Origin of the sequence: Kitasatospora herbaricolor, from assembly GCF_030813695.1 — a bacterium.
Lineage (GTDB): Bacteria > Actinomycetota > Actinomycetes > Streptomycetales > Streptomycetaceae > Kitasatospora > Kitasatospora herbaricolor.
In genome coordinates, this window is the sequence record NZ_JAUSVA010000002.1 from 8,738,413 (window position 1) to 8,757,118 (window position 18,706).

General features: G+C 72.9%; 16 protein-coding genes. 7 read left to right on the forward strand and 9 right to left on the reverse strand.

Translation table 11 applies throughout. The features are described from left to right. Nucleotides 1-10: 10 nt before the first annotated feature. The 4 genes from J2S46_RS37805 to J2S46_RS37820 are packed head-to-tail and all read right to left on the reverse strand — an operon-like array spanning nucleotide 11 to nucleotide 6,052. Nucleotides 11-622, reverse strand: coding sequence for a LysE family translocator (locus J2S46_RS37805; protein WP_191291577.1), 612 nt, complete (start codon nucleotides 620-622; stop codon nucleotides 11-13). After that, nucleotides 616-1,371, reverse strand: coding sequence for a thioesterase II family protein (locus J2S46_RS37810; protein ID WP_191291576.1), 756 nt, complete (start codon nucleotides 1,369-1,371; stop codon nucleotides 616-618). Before J2S46_RS37810 ends, J2S46_RS37805 begins: the two co-directional genes overlap by 7 nt. Nucleotides 1,372-1,376: 5 nt before the next feature. After that, the gene (locus J2S46_RS37815; RefSeq protein WP_073928341.1) at nucleotides 1,377-1,631 is read right to left on the reverse strand and encodes an acyl carrier protein; all 255 of its coding nucleotides are present in this window, start codon (nucleotides 1,629-1,631) and stop codon (nucleotides 1,377-1,379) included. Next, complete coding sequence (locus tag J2S46_RS37820) at nucleotides 1,628-6,052, reverse strand: non-ribosomal peptide synthetase (RefSeq protein WP_191291575.1); 4,425 nt, start codon at nucleotides 6,050-6,052, stop codon at nucleotides 1,628-1,630. The genes J2S46_RS37815 and J2S46_RS37820 overlap by 4 nt, the downstream gene beginning before the upstream one ends. A 409-nt stretch (nucleotides 6,053-6,461) precedes the next feature. Between J2S46_RS37820 and J2S46_RS37825 the strand changes: the two genes are divergently transcribed. Continuing rightward, the gene (locus J2S46_RS37825; protein ID WP_229912951.1) at nucleotides 6,462-8,177 is read left to right on the forward strand and encodes a sodium:solute symporter family protein; all 1,716 of its coding nucleotides are present in this window, start codon (nucleotides 6,462-6,464) and stop codon (nucleotides 8,175-8,177) included. Nucleotides 8,178-8,190: 13 nt separating this feature from the next. Then, a complete protein-coding gene (locus J2S46_RS37830) occupies nucleotides 8,191-8,487 on the forward strand; it encodes a hypothetical protein (RefSeq protein WP_191291574.1) in 297 nt (98 codons plus the stop codon). A gap of 97 nt (nucleotides 8,488-8,584) precedes the next feature. Here J2S46_RS37830 and J2S46_RS37835 read toward each other — a convergent pair whose 3' ends face one another. Together J2S46_RS37835 and galT are read right to left on the reverse strand one after the other, a co-directional pair. Then, nucleotides 8,585-8,905 carry a hypothetical protein gene (locus J2S46_RS37835; protein WP_191291573.1) on the reverse strand — a complete coding sequence of 107 codons (321 nt, stop codon included), beginning with the start codon at nucleotides 8,903-8,905 and terminating at the stop codon, nucleotides 8,585-8,587. A gap of 663 nt (nucleotides 8,906-9,568) precedes the next feature. After that, a complete protein-coding gene (galT, locus tag J2S46_RS37840) occupies nucleotides 9,569-10,699 on the reverse strand; it encodes a galactose-1-phosphate uridylyltransferase (protein WP_191291572.1) in 1,131 nt (376 codons plus the stop codon). 386 nt (nucleotides 10,700-11,085) lie between these two features. Here galT and J2S46_RS37845 point away from each other — a divergent pair, with 386 nt between their 5' ends. The 5 genes from J2S46_RS37845 to J2S46_RS37865 all read left to right on the forward strand — a co-directional run bounded on the left by J2S46_RS37845 (nucleotide 11,086) and on the right by J2S46_RS37865 (nucleotide 16,061). Next, nucleotides 11,086-11,895, forward strand: a complete 810-nt coding sequence (locus J2S46_RS37845; RefSeq protein WP_191291571.1) for a DeoR/GlpR family DNA-binding transcription regulator — start codon at nucleotides 11,086-11,088, stop codon at nucleotides 11,893-11,895. Between the two features lie 331 nt (nucleotides 11,896-12,226). Beyond that, nucleotides 12,227-12,820 (forward strand): TetR/AcrR family transcriptional regulator, encoded by a 594-nt coding sequence (locus J2S46_RS37850; RefSeq protein WP_191291570.1) that lies wholly within the window; start codon nucleotides 12,227-12,229, stop codon nucleotides 12,818-12,820. Next, on the forward strand, nucleotides 12,817-13,725 hold the full coding sequence (locus J2S46_RS37855) for an alpha/beta fold hydrolase (RefSeq protein WP_191291569.1): 909 nt from the start codon (nucleotides 12,817-12,819) through the stop codon (nucleotides 13,723-13,725). The genes J2S46_RS37850 and J2S46_RS37855 overlap by 4 nt, the downstream gene beginning before the upstream one ends. A gap of 311 nt (nucleotides 13,726-14,036) precedes the next feature. Continuing rightward, the gene (locus J2S46_RS37860) at nucleotides 14,037-14,405 is read left to right on the forward strand and encodes a PH domain-containing protein (RefSeq protein ID WP_073928332.1); all 369 of its coding nucleotides are present in this window, start codon (nucleotides 14,037-14,039) and stop codon (nucleotides 14,403-14,405) included. A gap of 225 nt (nucleotides 14,406-14,630) precedes the next feature. Further along, nucleotides 14,631-16,061: a serine hydrolase domain-containing protein gene (locus J2S46_RS37865; protein WP_191291568.1), complete on the forward strand. Its 1,431-nt coding sequence runs from the start codon at nucleotides 14,631-14,633 to the stop codon at nucleotides 16,059-16,061. A 251-nt stretch (nucleotides 16,062-16,312) separates the two neighbouring features. Here the strand turns inward: J2S46_RS37865 and J2S46_RS37870 are convergent, their stop codons facing one another. From J2S46_RS37870 to J2S46_RS37880, 3 genes are all read right to left on the reverse strand, one after another. Next, on the reverse strand, nucleotides 16,313-17,020 hold the full coding sequence (locus tag J2S46_RS37870; protein ID WP_191291567.1) for a hypothetical protein: 708 nt from the start codon (nucleotides 17,018-17,020) through the stop codon (nucleotides 16,313-16,315). 162 nt (nucleotides 17,021-17,182) lie between these two features. After that, nucleotides 17,183-17,818, reverse strand: a complete 636-nt coding sequence (locus tag J2S46_RS37875) for a dihydrofolate reductase family protein (protein WP_191291566.1) — start codon at nucleotides 17,816-17,818, stop codon at nucleotides 17,183-17,185. A 234-nt stretch (nucleotides 17,819-18,052) separates the two neighbouring features. Continuing rightward, the gene (locus J2S46_RS37880) at nucleotides 18,053-18,382 is read right to left on the reverse strand and encodes a hypothetical protein (protein WP_191291565.1); all 330 of its coding nucleotides are present in this window, start codon (nucleotides 18,380-18,382) and stop codon (nucleotides 18,053-18,055) included. Nucleotides 18,383-18,706 lie beyond the last annotated feature (324 nt).

The window sequence follows — 18,706 nt, forward strand, 5'->3', positions numbered from 1 at the left end:
GCCCGGTCGCTCAGTGCTGCAGGGCGAGCCGGATGCCGAAGGCGATGAGCAGTGCCCCGGTGGACCGTTCGATCCGCTGCCGCACCACCGGACGGCGCAGGAACGCCCCGAAGCGGTCCACCGTGACGGTGTAGAGGCTGAACCACATCAGGTAGAGCAGCACGAAGACGACGGAGAACTTCAGCGCGCTGCCCAGCGTCCGGCCCGTCTCGGGCAGGAACTGCGGGAGGAAGGTGACGAAGAACAGCGCCACCTTGGGATTCAGGGCGTTCGACAGGAACCCCTGCCGCAGGCACTGCCCCCAGGAGAGCGACTGGGCCGGGGCGGCGCCCTCGCCCTGCCGCGCCCGCTGCCGGGCGCTGCGCAGCGTCGCGATCCCCATCCACACCAGGTACAGCGTGCCGATCACCTTGAGCGCCGTGAAAGCCGTCGCGGAGGCCACCAGCAGGGCCGAGACCCCCAGCGAGGCCGCGCTCACGTGCACGCTCAGGCCGAGCATGCCGCCCACCATGGTGAACAGCCCGGCGGACCGGCCGCCGACCAGGGCGTTGCGCGTGATCAGCGCCTGGTCGGGGCCGGGGATCATGATCAGCAGCAGGGCCGCCGCCGCGAAGGTCAGCACGCGGCCCCCTCAATCGTCCGCAGCACCGCCGCGCGCTGTCGCTCGCGGAAGTAGAAGTGGCCGCCGGCGAAGGTGCGTTGCTGGATCGGGCCGCGCGTGGTGTGCGCGGCCCAGGCCGCCGACTGCTCCTCGGACACCACGTCCTGCCGGCCGCGCAGCACCGTCATCGGCACCGGCAGCGGTGGCCGCGGGAGCCAGCTGTAGGTCTCCAGCACCCGGTAGTCCGAACGGACGCAGACCGCCGTCATCCGGCACAGCTCGGGATTGCCCAGCACCTCCTCCGGGATGCCCCCGTGCAGGCGGGCGACCTCCGCCAGCAACTCGTCGTCGGGCAGCCGGTGCAGCCGGCTCCGCTCCCGCGGCAGGTGCGGCGCCGGGTAGCTGGACAGGATCAGCCGCTCGGGCAGGACCCGCCCGGCCGCGTGCAGGGCCTGGGTCAGCTCGTAGGCCAGCAGCGCCCCGAAGCTGTGCCCGAACAGCACGTACGGCGGGGTGAGTTCGAGCTCGTCGAGCAGGGCGCCGACCAGTTCCGCCATCCCGGTGTACGGCGGCTCCTCGTACCGGGAGCCGCGACCCGGCAGCTGGACCGCGCAGACCGCGACCTTGCGCAGGTCCCGGGCCCAGCGGACGTACTCCGCGGCCGAACCCCCGCCGTGCGGAAGGCAGTAGAGCGTCCGGGTGGCGTCGTCCGCACCGGGCGCGCGGATGGTCCAGCGCGGCGGGGCGGAGGTGTCGGAGAGGGCGTCCACCGCGCTCACCCGACCTGGGCCGGCTCGTCGGAGCCGCTGAGGTGGGCGGCGAGCCGCTCGATGGTGGGGTGGTCGAGGATCTCGCCCGGCCGGGTCTCCCGGCCGGTCCGCGCGCTCAGGTCCGCGCTGAGCACCAGGGTGGTGGCCGAGTCGACCCCGAGGTACTCCAGCGGGATGTCGGTGCCCACCTCCTCGGGCGTGACGTCCAGCAGGTCCGCCAGGTAGTCCCGCAACCAGTCGGTGAGTTGCTGCCGGTTCATGCGCTGACCTCGCCTTCGACGGTGCCGGTGCCGGTGGCCGGCTGGTCGTCCAGTGCCGTGGCCGGGCCGAGGATCGGCTCCAGCCAGCTGTCCAGGGCCGCCACGGTGGGGTGCTGCAGGATGATCCCCACCGGCACCTCGGTGCCGAAGGCCCGCTGCAGCGCGGCCGAGATGCGGGCGGCGAGCAGCGAGTCGCCGCCGGCCTCCAGGAAGTCGTCGGCGAGGTCCACCTGGTTGAGGCCGAGCACCGCGCGGTAGATCTCGACCAGCTTCAACTGGCGGTCCGTCTGCGGAGGTTGCACCGCCCGGCTGCGTCCGACCCGGCGCGCCCCGGCCTTGGCGAGGGTGCCGCGGTCGACCTTCCCGGTGCGGCTGAGCGGGAGCCGGTCCAGGGCCAGCAGCCGGGTGGGGACCATGTGCTTGGGCAGTCGCTCGGCGGCGTACTCGCGCAGCGCCTCGCGGTCGAACCGGCGCCTGGTCAGCGGCCCCTCGGCGGCGATGACGTCGAAGCCGACCGAGGCCGGGCCGTCCTCCTCCCGGGTGAGGACCGCGCTGCCGCCGAAGCCGGTGGCGTCGAGCAGGTCCGCCCACTGCGACCGGTCGAGCAACGGGTGCCCCCAGCCGCGCAGTTCGGTGTCCTCGTAGCCGTCGAAGCCCTGCTGCAGGCCCATCGTGAGGTCGAACCAGGGGTGGAAGGCGGTCTGTTCGACCATCAGCAGGGTGCCGCCGGGGGCGAGTGCGGAGCGGAGGGTGTCGAGCCCCGGGCCGATCCGGCGGATGTCGTGCAGCACGCTGGCCGCGATCACCAGATCGGCGGACAGGCCTTCGTGGCCCTGGAGCTCCGGCGACTGGTCGAGGTTGAACAGTCCCGGCCGGAGGAACCCGTACTCGCCGAAGACCTCCCGGGCCCGGTCGGTGAAGTACGGCGAGATGTCGGTGAAGAGGTAGTCCGTGCGGTCGGCCGGCAGCAGCGGCAGCAGGTGCCGGGTGAGGGTGCCGTAGCCGCCGCCCACCTCCAGGATGCGCAGCGGGCGGTCCTCGGGCCAGTCGGCCACGAAGCGGCGGACGGCCTCGGTGGCGACGTGGTAGGCGGGCCCGAACAGCCGGGCGTAGACCTCGGGGGTGCGGTCGGAGGCGTACAGCTCCGCCGAGTGCATCGACTGGGTGAGGATGTCGGCGAGGCCGCCGGCCAGTGACAGCATCCAGTCGATCAGGTCGTCCGGGACGCCGAGGGTGGTCCGCAGGGCCTGCCGGGCGCTCTCGGCGACCGGTTCGGCGATCAGCGCGGGGAAGGTCCGGGCCACCTCCAGGCCGTCCGCCGACCGTCGCAGCAGGCCGCGGTCGCAGAGCACCCCGACCGCGCGGGCCACCCAGCGCTCGTACCGCGGGGCGACCCCGGCGGCCAGCGCGGCGGCCGGGTCGAAGCGCTCACCGGGGGTGTGCGGCAGGCCAAGCGCCCGGAAGGCGGTCGCGGCGGCGGCGACGTACACGTCGTCCATGGCGGCCCAGGCGGTCCGCAGTTCCGCGACTCCGGGGCCGGGCGCGGGCAGCTCGGCGGCGTCGCGCAGTGCCTGGCGACATCGGGCGGTCTCGGCCGGGTCGGCGGTCTCGGTGTGCAGCAGGGAGCCGTCGGAGCGGTCGGGGACGACGAAGCCGAGCAGTTTGGCGGCGGCTCCCTCCTCAACGGACTTGACCACCACGGCGGACTCCACGCCGGGGTGCCTGGCGAGCACCGCCTCCACCTCGCCGCACTCGATCCGGTGTCCGCCGATCTTGACCTGGCCGTCCCGGCGCCCGAGGAACTGCAGCGCGCCGTCCGGCAGGTAGCGGCCGAAGTCGCCGGTGCGGTAGAGCCGTTCGCCGGTGACGGGGTGCTGGACGAAACTCGCCGCGGTGCGCTCGGGGTCACGCCAGTACCCGCGGGCCAGGCCGGCGCCCTCGATGTACAGCTCGCCGGCCACCCAGACCGGGCAGGGCCGCATCGCGGCGTCCAGGACGTGGAAGGCCTGGTTCCGCAGCGGCTTGCCGTACGGGATGCTCGGCGCGTCCGGGGCCACGTCGTCGGCCGGGTGCCAGTTGGACCAGATCGAGGCCTCGGTGGCGCCGCCCAGGCTGATCACCTCGGCGTCCGGCCAGAGCGCGAGGATCCGGTCGGGCAGGTCGAGGGGGATCCAGTCGCCGCTGAGCATGACCAGCCGCAGCTCGGCGGGCACGCTCTCGGCGGGTGCGTCCTCCAGGTGCTCGACGAGCATCTGCATCTGCGCCGGCACCGAGTTCCAGACGGTCACGCCGTGCCGGGCCATCAACTCGGCCCAGTGCGACGGCTCGCGGCGCTTGTCCTCGTCGGGCAGGACCAGGGCGGCGCCGGCCGCCATGCTGCCGAAGAGGTCGTACACCGACAGGTCGAAGCCGAGGTCGGCGAGCCCGAACAGCCGGTCGTCCGGGCCGACGCCGAACCGCTCGTTGATGTCGACGACGGTGTTGAGCGCGGCCCGGTGCTCGATCATCACGCCCTTGGGGCGGCCGGTCGAGCCGGAGGTGTACAGCACGTAGGCGAGGTCGGCGGGGTCGGCGGCCGCCCGCACCCCGGCGGACCGGGCGTCCAGGACGCCGTCCCCGGCGGCGGAGCGGATCCGGGGGAGCCCGGCCGGCCACTCCAGCCGGTCGTCGTGCTCCTGGTCGGTGACCACGGCGAGCGCCTCGCCGCTCTCGAACAGCTCCGCCCGGCGGCGGGCCGGCAGGGCCGGGCCCACCGGGAGGTAGGCGGCGGAGGCCAGCAGCACACCGTGCGCGGCCGCCACCTGGCCGGGGCCCTTGGGCAGGGTGATGCCGACCAGCCGGTCGCGCAGCGGCTCGTCGGTCAGCCGGCCTATCCCCTCGGCGACGGCGGCCGCCTGGTCGGCCAGTTCGCGGTAGCTGACGGAGCCGGTGCCGTGCAGCACGGCGGGCCGGTCGGGGTGCGCCAGCGCGCCCTGGAACAGGGCCTCGTGCAGCAGACCCTCGGGGGCCGGGCCCTCGGTGCTGTTGGCTGCCTCGCGCAGGGCGAGCTGGTGCGCCGGCAGCGGGATGTCCAGCCGGTCGTCCCAGGCGGCGGCCCGGGTGAGCCGCTGGACGGTGCCGCAGTAGGCGGCGAACATGTCGTCCAGGACGCCCTCGGGGAACAGTTCCTCGACCGCGTCCCAGGTGAGGTCGAGCGAGCCGGTGACGTCCAGCACCTGGTGGTCGAGCCAGATCTGCGGGGTCTGGCTGAGCCGGTAGGTGATGTCGCCGAAGTAGGCCATCGGGCCGGAGGCGTCCGAGACGGTGCCGAGTCCGCTGGTGAAGACCACCGGCATGCCCTCGAAGCCGGTCTGCAGGCCGCGCCGGCGGCGCTCGCGCAGGGTGTGCAGGGCACTGACGTAACGGTGGCGCAGGTCGTGCTGGAGCTGGGTCTGGGTCCGGGCGGCCAGGTCGGCGACCGGCAGGTCACCGGTGGTGTCCATCTCCAGCAGGCAGATCGAGGTGAAGTCCCCGACCACGCGCCGCAGATGGGGGTGGACGGTGCGGTGACCGCGCTCGTTCCCGGCGAGCAGCAGCGGCAGCCGGTTGAAGATGGTGAGGTTCAGGCTGAACCGCGGGGTGCCGCTCCAGGCCGCCAGGACCTCGGCGAAGACGGTCGCCAGCACGGCGGTGGGCGTCAGGCCGCGTTCCTCGGCGAGCTGCTGGAAGCGCTGCCACTCGTCCGGCGGCAGGTGGAACTCGCGGTGGGTGAACCGCGGCTTGTGGATCTGCACCGGTGGCCGGGCGAGCGGGAGTTCGGGGGGCGGGGCCAGCGTCTCGGCCCGCGAGGCCCAGTAGTCCAGGGACCGCTTGTAGCGGGGTGCGTCGGTGCCCGCCTCCAGGGCCGTCACGTAGTCACGGAAGGTCACGTCGATCGGCGGCAGTTCGACGCTCTCGTCCTGGCAGAGCGCGCTCCACTCGGTGAACAGCAGGGTGATGCTGGCCAGGTCGACCATCAGCAGGTCGAGGCTGACGTGCAGGCGGTCGTGGTCCGGGAGCCGGCTGATCCGGATGTCGAAGAGCGGCCAGACGGCGGGGTCGTAGACCCGTTCGGACATGTCGGCCCGGATCTCGGCGAGCCGCGCGGTCATCGCGGCCGGATCGGCGTCCGAGAGGTCCTCGAACCCGATCTCGAAGGGTGGCGCCTCGGGCATCACCTGCTGCCGGCCGTCCTTGTGGACCACCGCCCGGAGCATGCCGTGCCGCTCCAGCAGGCGGCGCCAGCCGCGGGTGAGCAGTGCGTGGTCGAGGCGCCTGCCCTCCATCTCGAAGTAGGCGTGCGGGGCGACGTTCCCGAGTACGAAGTTGGGGCCGCGGCCTACCCAGTACGCGTACTGGATCTCCGTCAAAGGGAAGGCCTCGTGGGCGTCTGCTGCTGTCATGCGGTGGCCCGCCTCCAATGATCAGTGATTGGACACAGTCAAGTGAAGCAACCCGCTGGTTGCGGTTCAACGGATCGAATCTGCAGGAACGCGCCATGTCGGAAGCACGCCAACAGCGGCCCGACGGCGGTGGGAGGGGCTCTGCGGGGGGATCGGCGCCGTCTCGGAGCTGCTGCTCCACCCTCCGGGCGGGGAGGTGCGGCGGCCGTAGGCCCACCTGTTCGCGGACCCGTCGGCCGACCGGCCCGGGCGGTACCGCCCACGGCCGGCCCTCGGCGCGACCCGCCGTCCGGCCCGGTGCCGGACGGGGCCCGGTGGCCCGGTCGGCCGATCGGCGCGCCCACGGACGGGTGACGCGAGGGCATCCGATGATCCGCCCCTGCTAGAAGTCTGGCAGCGGAGGAACGTCATGCAACGGATCGAGGCCGCAGTGAACGCCCTTGCCGAGGCCAACCTGCGGCTGGACGCCGGGCCGGTCGACTACGCCCTGCTCGCCGTCTACTTCGCCCTGGTGCTCGGCATCGGCTCGCTCGCCCGCAGGTCGGTCTCCTCCAGCCTGGACTTCTTCCTGGCCGGGCGGTCGCTGCCCGCCTGGGTCACCGGGCTGGCGTTCATCTCGGCCAACCTCGGGGCGGTGGAGATCTTCGGGATGACCGCCAACGGCGCGCAGTTCGGCATCCCGACCGTGCACTACTACTGGATCGGCGCGATTCCGGCCATGGTGTTCCTGGGCCTGGTGATGATGCCGTTCTACTACGGTTCCAAGGTGCGCAGCGTCCCGGAGTTCCTGCGGCTGCGCTTCGGCCGTTTCGCGCACCTGGTGAACGCGCTCAGCTTCGCGCTGGCCCAGGTGCTGATCGCCGGGGTCAATCTCTACGCCCTCAGTACGGTGGTCAACGCGCTGCTCGGCTGGCCGCTGTGGTCATCCGTCCTGGTCGCGGCAGTGATCGTGCTGGTGTACACGACGCTCGGCGGGCTCTCCGCCGCGGTCTACAACGAGGTGATGCAGTTCTTCCTGATCGTCGCCATGCTGGTGCCGATCACCCTGGTGGGGCTGCACAAGGTGGGCGGCTGGAGCGGGCTGAGCGACCGGATCCGGGCGGTTAACCCCGATGCGGCGGAGCAGTTGAACGCCTGGCCGGCCAGCAACCTCACCGGCATCTCCAACGCCACCCTGTCCGTGCTGGGCATCGTGTTCGGCCTCGGGTTCGTGCTCTCCTTCGGCTACTGGACGACCAACTTCGCCGAGGTGCAGCGCGCCCTCGCCGCGAGGAACATGTCGGCGGCCCGCCGAACGCCGCTGATCGGCGCGTACCCGAAGGCGCTGATCGCGCTGGTGATCGTGATCCCCGGGATGCTGGCGGCGGTCCTCTCGCCGGAGCTGGCGGCGTACAAGGCCGCCGGCGGGACGTCGACCGAAGGGGTGACGTACAACAACGCGATCGAACTGCTCATCCGCGACCTGCTGCCCAACGGCATGCTGGGGGTGGTGATCACCGGCCTGCTGGCCGCGTTCATGGCGGGCATGGCGGCCAACGTCAGCTCGTTCAACACGGTCTTCACCTACGACCTCTGGCAGGCGTACGTGGTGAAGGGCCGGCCGGACGACTACTACCTGCGGGTGGGCCGGGCCGTCACCGTGCTCGGCTGCGTGTTCGCGGTCGGCACCGCCTTCATCGCCAGTGGCTACAACAACATCATGGACTACCTGCAGACGCTGTTCTCCTTCTTCAACGCTCCGCTGTTCGCCACGTTCATCCTGGGGATGTTCTGGAAGCGGACGACGCCGCTGGCCGGCGGGGTGGGGCTGATCGTGGGGACGGCGGCCGCCGTGACGGTGGACCAGCTCGTCCGCCATGACGTCCTGCACCTGGCGGGTCAGGGGCCGAGCTTCGTCGCCGCCAGTGCGGCCTTCGTGCTGGACATCCTGGTCAGCGTCGGTGTCTCGCTGGTCACCCGACCCAAGCCGGACAGTGAACTGGTCGGCCTGGTTTGGGCGTTGACGCCGAGGGACCAGCTCAAGGCGGACGACACCGCCGAGGACGCGGGGTGGTACCGCAACCCGGCGATCCTCGGCGGCGGGGCCCTGCTGCTGGCCACCGTGCTCAATGTGATCTTCTGGTGAGAGGGGTGAGGGCGTGACGGACCCGGAGTCGGGCGCGGACGCGGGGGCGGAGCCGGCGGCGAAGGTGGGGCTCTTCGATCTGCGCCGGATCCTGGCCCTGCTGTTCGGCGTCTACGGCGCCGTGCTGACGGTGATGGGTGCCACCGTCACCTCGCAGGCCGACCTCGACCGGGCGGGCGGGGTGAACGTGAACCTCTGGGTGGGCATCGCCATGCTGCTCGGATCGGCGGCCTTCGCCGGCTGGGCGGCACTGCGGCCGATCCGGCTGCCACCGGCGGTGTCGGACCCGGCAGGGCCGGAGCCGCGGTGACCGGACGCGCGCCGGCCGGACCTCTGACGGCCCGATCCTTACCGGCCCGATCCGTGCCGGCCCGATCCGTACGGCGGGGGCCGGTCGCGAGGTGGTGCTACCACCAGGCCGGGCGCCGCCAGGGCTCCACGGTCACCTGGTCGGCGAGCACGACCACGGCGTTCCGGCGGTGGCGCAGCGCGTCCGGGGTACCGGCCTTTCGGATGGCCTCCTCCCGGGCCTGGCCCCGGCTGTCGGCCCACTCGACGAAGGTCTGGGTGCCGGTCCGGCCGTCGGGCAGGGTCACCGGAACGGTGACGTACCAGGGACTGCTGATCCGCCTGGTCCAGCCGGCGACCGGGCCGGCGCCCGGGTCGGCGCGGAGCGTCCCGGACACGGGGCCGGACTCCAGGGACTGGGCGAAGGCGGACGTGTACATGGCTCTCTCCGGGTGTGGCGTGCCCGCGGAAGCCGTACTGCCTTCCGGGTGGCGGGTTCCGTCGCCGAGCGGTGTTCCGGGCCGGTGCTGCCGGGACGCTGCTGCGGTGGGTGAGGGTGAGGGTGCGGATGTGGGTGTGGGTGCGGTGGCGCGGACGGTCCTCCGGGTCGGTGTGTCGGAGTGCGTCGACGGGTGGTCCCGGTGGAGTGGCTCGGTTCTCATGGGGAACCTCCGAGCTTCGGGGCCGTCCGGCTTGCGCCGACGGGCCGGGGCGGGTGCGGACGGGTGGGGTCCGCGGACCGGTGGGTGGCTCCGCCGACGTCCGCCGCGGGAGCGGGACAGGAGACCGGGTGGGGCCTGGGATCGCGAGGGCCGATCGGGCCCGCCCGGAATCGGCGGGTGATGCACTGTCGGCTCCATCGCGTTTCAACATGTTCAAACGCTTATAAGCAACATAAAACGCCTATTGCGCGCGAGCGTCAAGACCCGACCGGTGGAAATGTTCGATTGTGCGACGGTCTGCCCGGGGTGTGCCGAATCGATCGGAAAGGCGTGTCGGAGGGTGCCGGCGCGATCACCGGGGGAGTCGCCGCGAGGGGCGGCGCGGCCCGCTGTCCGGTGGCCGTGCAGGGGGTGAGGGGGCGGTCGGGGTCGCCCGGGCAATCAGGAGGCGACGTCGCGCAGGCGCCGGGCGGCGGCCTCGGGCAGCACGTCGTTGACGAATGCGTCCTGGCCGGATTCGACGCCGGCGAGGAATTTGAATTTGTTTGCCGCGCGTCTGATCGTGAAGAGTTCCAGGTGCAGCGAAAGTTCCTCGCCGCCGGCCCGGGGTGCCTGGTGCCAGGCCGCGATGTAGGGGGTCGGTGCGGACGGCTGCGGCCCGTCCGTGTCCTCTGCGTCGTCCCCGTCCGCCGGGGTGTCGAAGAGGCGGTCGAAGCGGCGCAGCAGTTCGAGGTAGACCAGCGGGAGTTCCGCCCGCTCGGCCGGGCCGAGCGCGGGCAGGTCCGGGACCCGCCGGTGGGGGTACAGGTGCACCTCGTAGGGCCAGCGCGCCGCGAAGGGGACGAACGCCGTCCAGTGCCTGCCGGAGAGCACCAGTCGCCGGCCGTCCAGACGCTCGGCGGCGAGCAGGTCCTCGGCGAGGTTGCGGCCGGTCCCGGCCCGGTACTCGGCGGCGCGGGCGATCATCTTCCCGGTGCGCGGCGTGAGGAAGGGGTAGGCGTAGATCTGCCCGTGCGGGTGCGGCAGCGTCACGCCGATCTCGGCGCCCCGGTTCTCGAAGCAGTAGACCTGCCGGACGCCGGGCAGCGCGCTCAGCTCCGTGGTGCGGTCGATCCAGGCGTCCAGCACCAGCGCGGCCCGCGACTGCGGGAGGTCGGCGAAGGAGGCGTCGTGGTCGGAGGTGAAGCAGACGACCTCGCAGCGGCCGGTGCCGGCCTCGGCCCGGAAGAGCGGTGGGTGGGAGTCCGGTGCGCGGCCGGCACCCGTGGCGGAGAGTGAGGGGAAGCGGTTCTCGAACACCACGACGTTGTAGTCGGCCGCCGGGATCTCGGTGGACCGCCCGTCCCGTGACGGGCAGAGCGGGCAGTCGCCGGCCGGCGGCCGGTAGGGCCGCCCCTGGCGGTGCGCGGCCACCGTGATCCAGTCGCCGAGCACGGGGTCGAGGCGGATCTCCGGTCGGACGGCGGCCGGCTCCGGTGTGCGCAGGTCGGTGGCGTCCCGGATCACGTCGCCGTCCGGGTCGTAGTAGACCAGTTCCCGGCCGTCCGCGAGTTCGGTCACCGTCTTCTGCACCGTGGCACCTCCCTTGTGCCGGGCCGCCGGTGCGGCGCGCCGGGAGGGCCCTGTGCGGCGCCGGGGCAGCGGCCCCTACGGGACGGCGGCCTCGGCCGGGCGGCAGCCTTCGCCGGGTGCGGGCCTTCGCCGAGCACGTGTCCTCGTCGGGCGGCAGCCTTCGTCGGGAAACACGGGGTCGGGCAACAGCCTCAACAGAACCGCACACTCGATATCATGATAGTGGACGGGTTCCCACGTCGCGGTGTCGTGGCGGCGCGGCCGTCCGCACATCCCACCACGCGTGCCGGCCCCGATCGTCGCCCCGCCGTACCGCAGGCCGGCTGCCATGATGAAGGTACGCGGGGCGGTCGCGAGCGGGGGCACGGACAGCCGGAGGACGCCGGATGACAGAGAACTCCCAGCCGCTGGCACCGCAGCGGCGAGCCCTGATCCTGGAACGGGTCCGCCAGTACGGCGGGGTGCGGGTGAACGAACTCACCCGGGAGTTCGGTGTCTCCGACATGACCATCCGCCGCGACCTGGACGCGCTGGCGGGGCAGGGGCTGGTCGACAAGGTCCACGGCGGTGCGGTGTCCGCCGAGGAGACCCGGATCCTTGAGCCCGGCTTCGAGGCCAAGCTCGCCTGGGAGCTGGCCGCGAAGGAGGCCATCGCGGCGGCCGCGGCAGAGTTGGTCCGGCCCGGTGCGGTGGTGGCCCTCGGGGCCGGCACCACCACGTACGCGGTGGCCAAGGCGCTGGTGAAGGTGGAGCGGCTGACCATCGTCACCAACTCGATCCGGATCGCCGAGGTGTTCGAGCAGGTCGGCGACCACCAGCGGATCCCGCCGACGGTGATGCTGACCGGCGGGATCCGCACCCCCTCCGACGCCTTGGTCGGGCCGCTCGCCGACCAGGCGATCCGGGCGCTGCACGTGGACATCCTGTTCCTCGGCTGCCACGGCCTCACGGCGGAGGCCGGCCTCACCTCCCCCAACCTGGGCGAGGCGGCGACCAACCGGGCCTTCGTCCGGTCCGCCGCCCAGGTGGTGGCCGTCGTCGACCACACCAAGTGGAACGTCGTGGGCCTCTCCACCTTCGCCACGTTGGACGAACTGGATTGTCTGATCACCGACCGGGCGGTGCCGGAGTCGGAGGCCGCCGCCGAGCGGGTGGGGCGGGTCGTGGTCGCGGAGGGCATCCGCCGGTCGCCGTAGGGCGCGGCCGGCCGGTCCGTCGGTCGAGATCGGACGGTCCGCGCGGAACAGCCCGGCCTCGCGCAGGGGCGACCCGGACTGCGGGCCGCCCCGCGTTCGGGGGACGCCGAGGTCGGGGCCCGAAGAGGCTCGGGTGGCTGATGCCCCGTTCCTGCTCGAAGCGCCGGGGGTCGGCGACCTAGTGGTCCCGGGGGTGGGGCCCGAGGACGGGGCGCCCGGGCCCCGGTGCTTCTCCCAGGCCCGCTGGAAGCCCGGGGCTCGGAGGACGCCGCTTGCTGTTCCTAGGGGTCCTAGGTTATACCTAGGACCCCTAGGAACAGTGGGAGGGCGCATGGCGCGGGCCGGGCTGACGGCGGAACGGGTGACGGTCGCGGGCGCCGAACTGGCGGACGAGATCGGGCTCGACCAGGTGACCATGTCGAGGGTGGCACGGAGACTCGGGGTGAAGGACCCGAGCCTCTACACGCACGTCCGCGGCCTGGAGGACCTGCGCGGGCGGATCGCCCTGCTGGCGGCGGACGAGAAGACCATCCGGATCGCCGAGGCGACCGCCGGACTCTCGGGCAAGGACGCGCTGGTCGCCTTCGCCGACGCCTGGCGGGCCTACGCCCACGCGCATCCGGGCCGCTACACGGCCACGCAGACCCCCATCCGGATCGACCCGGCGCTCGCCGCCGACGCGCCCGGGCCGCGGCGGGCGGTCGAACTGACCTACGGCATGTTGCGCGGCTACGGGCTGGCCGAGCCCGACCTGACGGACGCCGTCCGGCTGCTGCGCAGCACCTTCCACGGGTTCGTCGCCCTGGAGGCCGCGGGCGGGTTCGCGCACCGGCGTCCGCCGCAGGACTCCTGGCTGCGTGCCCTCGACGCCCTGCACGTCCTGCTGGAGCACTGGCCCACCTCCGGAGAAGGAGACCCCTCATGAACGGACCGACCGTCGGCACCCTGCGGGTGCCCGGCGCGACCCTGCACCACGAGGTGCGCGGCCACGGCCCGCTCCTGCTGCTGATTCCGGGCGGGACGGGTGGCGCGGCCGCCATGGCCGGCATCGCCGACGACCTCGCCACCGAGTACACCGTCGCTACCTACGACCCGCGCGGCATGTCCCGCAGCACGCTGGACGATCCCGAGGCCGAGCAGACCGTGGCGGAGCACGCCGACGACGCGTTCCGGCTGCTGGAACTGCTCTCGCCCGGCGAGCCCGCCCGGGTGTTCGGCGCCAGCTCGGGCGCCGTCGCCGCCCTGCACCTGCTCGTCACCCGCCCCGAGCGCGTGGCACTCCTGGTGGCGCACGAGCCGCCGGTGGTGGAGGTCCTGCCCGACGCCGCCGAACACCGTGCGCTGCTCGCGCGGGTGCGGGCGGCCTTCCGCGAGCAGGGGCTGATGCCGGCGATGGCCGTGTTCGCCGCCGGCCTGCGGAAGGACGGCGACACCGCCGCGCCAAGGGCCGAGGTCGCGCTCCCGCCGCAGGCGGCGGCGCGGGCCGAGCAGACGATGGCCGGCCTGCCGTTCTTCGTCGGACGGATCGTGCCGGCCTTCATGTCCTACGCCCCGGACGTCGACCGACTGGCGGCCCTGTCCGACCGCCTGCTGCTCGCCTGCGGCGAGGACTCACGCGGCGAGCTGCCGTACCGTCCGGCCGCCCTGCTGGCCGAACGGTTCGGCACCGAGCTGCTGCACTTCCCCGGCGGGCACACCGGCTTGACCACCCGTCCGGCCGAGTTCGCCGACCGCCTGCGCGAGGCCCTCCGGGCCGGGAGCCGGGCCGGGAGCCGGGCCGGGGGTCGGGCCGGGCTCGTCCCGGCCGGTCCTGCCGGGGACGGCGACTGAAAGGACCTCGTTGCCTGTCCGGCTCCGGTGCGGACGGTCTCAGGTTCGGGCGCGCAGTCGCTGCGCCACGGCGAGTCCGGGCCGTACCGGCGGAGAGACGGACCAGGTCCGGACGGTGAGGGCGACGGTCCCGCCCGGGGAGGTGCCCGGTCGGGGCGGGCACCGCTCACCTGCCGGGCCTGCCCCGCGGCCGTGGTGCCCGGCGGGAAGGGAGCCCCGGGGTGGCCGGGGGCCGTGACGTGGAGGCGTGACAGACTTTCGGTTCCTGCTTCCCGGCCGATCGGGGCGGGGGCACGACGGGAGGACGAGACGTGGCACTTTTCGGCAACGCGCACCAGGTGGACCCGGCGGCGGCCCGGAAGGAGTTCGCCAAGCTGTTCGGGGACGACGAGCAGGTGCACGCGGCGTACCAGCTGATCCGCGACACGTTCATGTTCACCGACCGCCGGCTGATCCTGATCGACAAGCAGGGCATCACCGGCAAGAAGACCGAGTACCACTCGATCCCCTACAAGAGCATCACGCACTTCGCGGTCGAGACGGCCGGCAACTTCGACCTCGACGCCGAGCTGAAGATCTGGGTGTCCGGCAATCCGCTGCCGATCCAGAAGACCTTCACCAAGGGCGTCGACATCTACGAGGTGCAGGCCCTCCTGACCCAGTACGTGGCGGTGAAGTAGCCCGCGGGGCCGCCCTGGTCCTGGCCGGTCGCGCAGCGGTGCGGGTCGAGGGCGTCCGGGCGGTGCCGTCGGCATGGGGCGTGGGCGGGGCCGTGGGGGCGAGGGGGCGGCGGCGCGGCTCGCGGTGCTGCATCGCGAGGCGCACGGCCCCTCCCGTGGCAAGTACCGTTGGACGGGCGGAAAACCGGCGGGCCCGAGGCGGGTCGGATCTGTTAGAAAGTCAGAATGCCTTCTCAGCGCACCCTGCTTCCGCGTTCGGCACCGGCCGCCTCGGGGGTGTCCTCCCGCTCGATCGTCGCGCTGCTGGACCGGCTCGAAGCACGATCCGTCGAGTGTCACTCCCTCATGGTCGTGCACCACGGTCACGTCGTCGCCGAAGGCTGGTGGGCGCCGTACTCGGCGGAACGCCCGCACCTCCTCTACTCGCTGACCAAGTCGTTCACCTCGACCGCCGTGGGGATCGCGATCGCCGACGGACTGCTCTCGCTGGACGATCGAGTGGTGGACGTGTTGCCCGACCACGTCCCGGCCGACCTCTCGGAGCAGGGCGGCCGCATCACCGTGCACCACCTGCTGTCCATGACGGCCGGGCATCCCACGGACAGCCTCGGCGAGGCCTGGGAGCTTGAGCCCCACGACCTGGTGAAGGGCTTCCTGCGCCTGCCGTTCGCTGCGGCCGAGGGGACGCGGCACAGCTACGACAACTCGACCACCTTCATCCTGGCCCGGATGGTGGAGCGGGTCACGGGCCGCGACCTCCCCGGGTTCCTCGACGAGCGCCTCTTCGAGCCGATGGGTGTCGACCACGCCGAGTGGGACCGGGTGGCCGGCGGCGCCGCCTTCGGATTCCACGGCCTGCACCTGACGACCGAGGCGGTCGCCGCCTTCGGTGAACTGCTGCTGCGCGGAGGCCGCTGGGGGGACCGGCAACTCGTCCCGCGTGCATGGGTGGAGCTCGCGACCGGACGGCACATCGACTGCGTGCCGTTCAAGGACGACGGATCGGACGACGCCGACTTCGCCTGCGGTTACGGCTACCAGTTCTGGATGTCGCGTCACGGGTACCACGGTCATGGGTCCTTCGGACAGCAGTGCGTGGTGGTCCCGTCGCACGATCTCGTGGTCGCCGTGACCGCCCAGGGGGACGCTCAGGTGGTGCTCGACGCCATGTGGGAGTGCCTGCTGCCCGGCATGGACGAGGCGGGAAGCGCCCGGGACGACCAGATCCTCGCCGATCGGCTGCGGGCGTTGTCCCTGCGGCCGGTGCCCGGCTCGGCGGACCCGGAGCGTTCGGCCGAGGCGAGGCTGGACGCCTCCGTGGAGGGGTCGGCCCTGCCCGACGGCACGACGGTGAGGGTCGAACCCACCGACGGCGGATGGCTCATTCGTCTCGGCTCGCTCCTCGACGTCGAGGCCGGCCACGGCGCATGGCGGGAGAGTTCCCCGCTCGGCCGGCCCGTCGTCGCGGCCGGAGCGTGGCAGGGCGGCACGTTCCTCGCCGATCTCTACGTCATCACCACCCCGCACCGGGTCCGACTGGTCGTCGACGCCGACGCGGGGACCGCGGCGGCGACCTGGGGCACCGTTCCCCTCACCGGCCCCAGCCTGGAACTGCACGTGCGGTCGCCGCTGATGACCCGACCGGACGTCGCCTAGCTCCTCAGGGCGGCGCCTACCGTCCGGGCGGAGGCGGCCCGCGGGTGCCCGCCGACTTTGTTCGCGGGCTCGACGAGCAGGTGCCCGCCGAGCCCGCCGTCGACCGTGACCGCGAACGCGTCCGCCGCCGCCACCGCACGCGCTTCCGTCGCGCGTTCGCGCCTGGCCGGCCCCGCGCCCGAAGCGCCGCACCCGCACCCGCACCGGCTACGGCGCCCGGCAGCGCCCTTCGGCGGGGGCCACTCCGTGGATCACTTCCAGGTGATGCCGTTGTCGACGGTGTACGGGTCGTCCCAGTATTCGACGGCCGTGACCCTGGAGGTGGTGGGGGACATCACCGGGATGCAGAAGTCGGCGGACTTGCCGTTGGTGAACTCGTTGGGCATCTTGCCGTCGGAGCACTTGGCGAAGGTCCCGAAGACCATCAGGTCCGGTGCCCTGGTGCCGTTCGCGAGCAGGCCCCTGATGTGGCTGAGGTTGGTGAACGAGAGGTCGGTGTCGCCGATGTTGGTGACCTGGTAGTGGATGTAGTAGGGCACCAGGCCCTTGGTGTTGTCGTCCAGCCGCAGCGACGCGAGGTCGGCCGGGTCGCCCTTCTCGATCGAGGTGACCGTGAGCGCGATGGCGCCCTCGGAGCCCCCGTAGGAGAACGGGAGCCGGACGGCGTCGCCGATCTTGACGGTGGTGCCCGGGGCGGGGCGGGAGACGGCCGGCGCCGGGGCGGCCGGGGGAGTCGTCGGTGCGGCCGCCGTGATCGGGGGTGCCGTGGCTGTGGGCGTGCTGCTCGCGGTGGCGGTCCGGCTTTCCGCCGGTGTGGTGACGGGCGCGGGGGTGACGGGCGCGGTGGTTGCGGTGTCCGATGCGGACCCGCCGTCGCCGCAGGCGGTCAGGGCGAGTATGCCGACCGCGGTCAGTCCGGCCAGGACCACGGTGCGGCGACTTCTGTCATTGGGCTTCACGTGACGACCCCCGTTCGCGCGGGCCACCCGGATCGTGGCCCTCCTGAGGGATCTTCATAGCGCAGCCCGGGAGGCGCGCGCCACTCTCGACGGCGCTCCGATGAGGGTTGGTGACGGGTGGTCAACACGCCGGCTCCGCGGCCGGCCCGTCCGGAGGCGGCGTCAGTCGGTGTGTCCGAGACCCCGATCGGGTGCGGACATGTCCCCGGTCCCGGGCGTGCCCTCGGCAAGCCCGTAGCGCAGGTACACGGCACCCTTCGGGCTGGTCGCCGGCGGTTCCAGGAGCGTGACGTTGGTGGGCACCGCGCCGCCGTCGAACACCTTCTTCCCGACGCCGAGCACGATCGGGTGCACCAGGAGACCGAGGCGGTCGAAGAGCTTCTCCCGCAGGAGCGTCTGCACCAGGTTCAGGCTTCCGACGACCTTCACGTGCTCGTGCCGCTCGCGGATCTCGCGCACCGCCGCCGCCAGATCCGGGCCGAGCTGCGTGGACCCGGCCCACGACAGGTCGGGCCTGCCACGGGAGGCCACGTACTTCGGAATGCTGTTGAACAACCTGGCGATCTCGCCCTCCTGCTGATGCGGCCAGTAGGCGGCGAAGATGTCGTACGTCCGCCGCCCGAGCAGGAGGGCGTCCGTGCCCTCGTACGAGGCGCCGATCTGCTCCCCGACGAAGTCGTCCAGCAGCGGCACCTGCCAACCCCCGAACGGGAACCCCACGGGGTCCTCGTCGGGCCCGCCGGGCGCCTGTGCGACGAGGTCGAGGGTCGCGAACAGTTCGATGTGGATCAGGCCCATGCTCCAACTCCCGATGAGTGGTCGGATCGCTCGGAACGTCACACCTGCGGTTGCCCGCAGACGGGTCGCTCCACCCCCACCCAGTTTCGCCCGGCGCAGCAGCGACCGCCCAGCGCCGCGAACGCGTTTCGAGGCCGGATTTCCAGCAGCGGCGGGCAGACCGCCGGGGCCACCGCCACCGCCGGGCCCCCTGCGGCCCCGGGGCTCGGGCGGGTCGGGCGTCCGGTGCGCCGCTCAGCTCGACGCGGTGGCCGCTTCGGGCAGGTCCGCGTCGGCCGGGCCGGTGGTGGGCGTGGTGTTCTGCCGGGCGGCCTGGCAGAAACTGCAGGCGTGCCAGTGCGGCGGCCACCACGGCTGGTCCGGGTCGGCGGGCCGGTACGGCGCGAGGGTCATCTCGCCGCTGTCCAGTCCGCACAAGGTGGAGGGGCCGCACGTGCCCGAGCCCCCGACCAGGACGGCGTGCGCGCGGCGTACCGGGTGCTGCGGGTCCGCGGGTGTGCGATCGGGGCTCAGCACCCGCACGTTGCTCGGCACGTCCAACTCGAGTACGACGACGATGTCCATCCCCCCACCGTGACCGCCGGGGCGGCCCGCCGCACCCGCACGGTGGCATCCGGAGCAGGCAGGGGCCGCTGTCGGCGCCCGGCCTCGGGGCCGCGACCGCGACGCGTGGGCCGGTGAGGCGGCCTCCGAGGGCGCCGGAGGAAGCCCCCGCCGCCCTGCCGGGAAGGGGGACGAGGACGATCTCGCCGAGGAGGAGGCCCCGGAACGCTCCGCCCAGGGTGCCGATGCCGGTCCAGCACCTTGATCTTGGGGCCGTGACCCACCGGGACCGAAGCCGGAGGTCCGGAGGCCGGAAGCGGGGTGGCACGGCAGCGCCCGGGGACG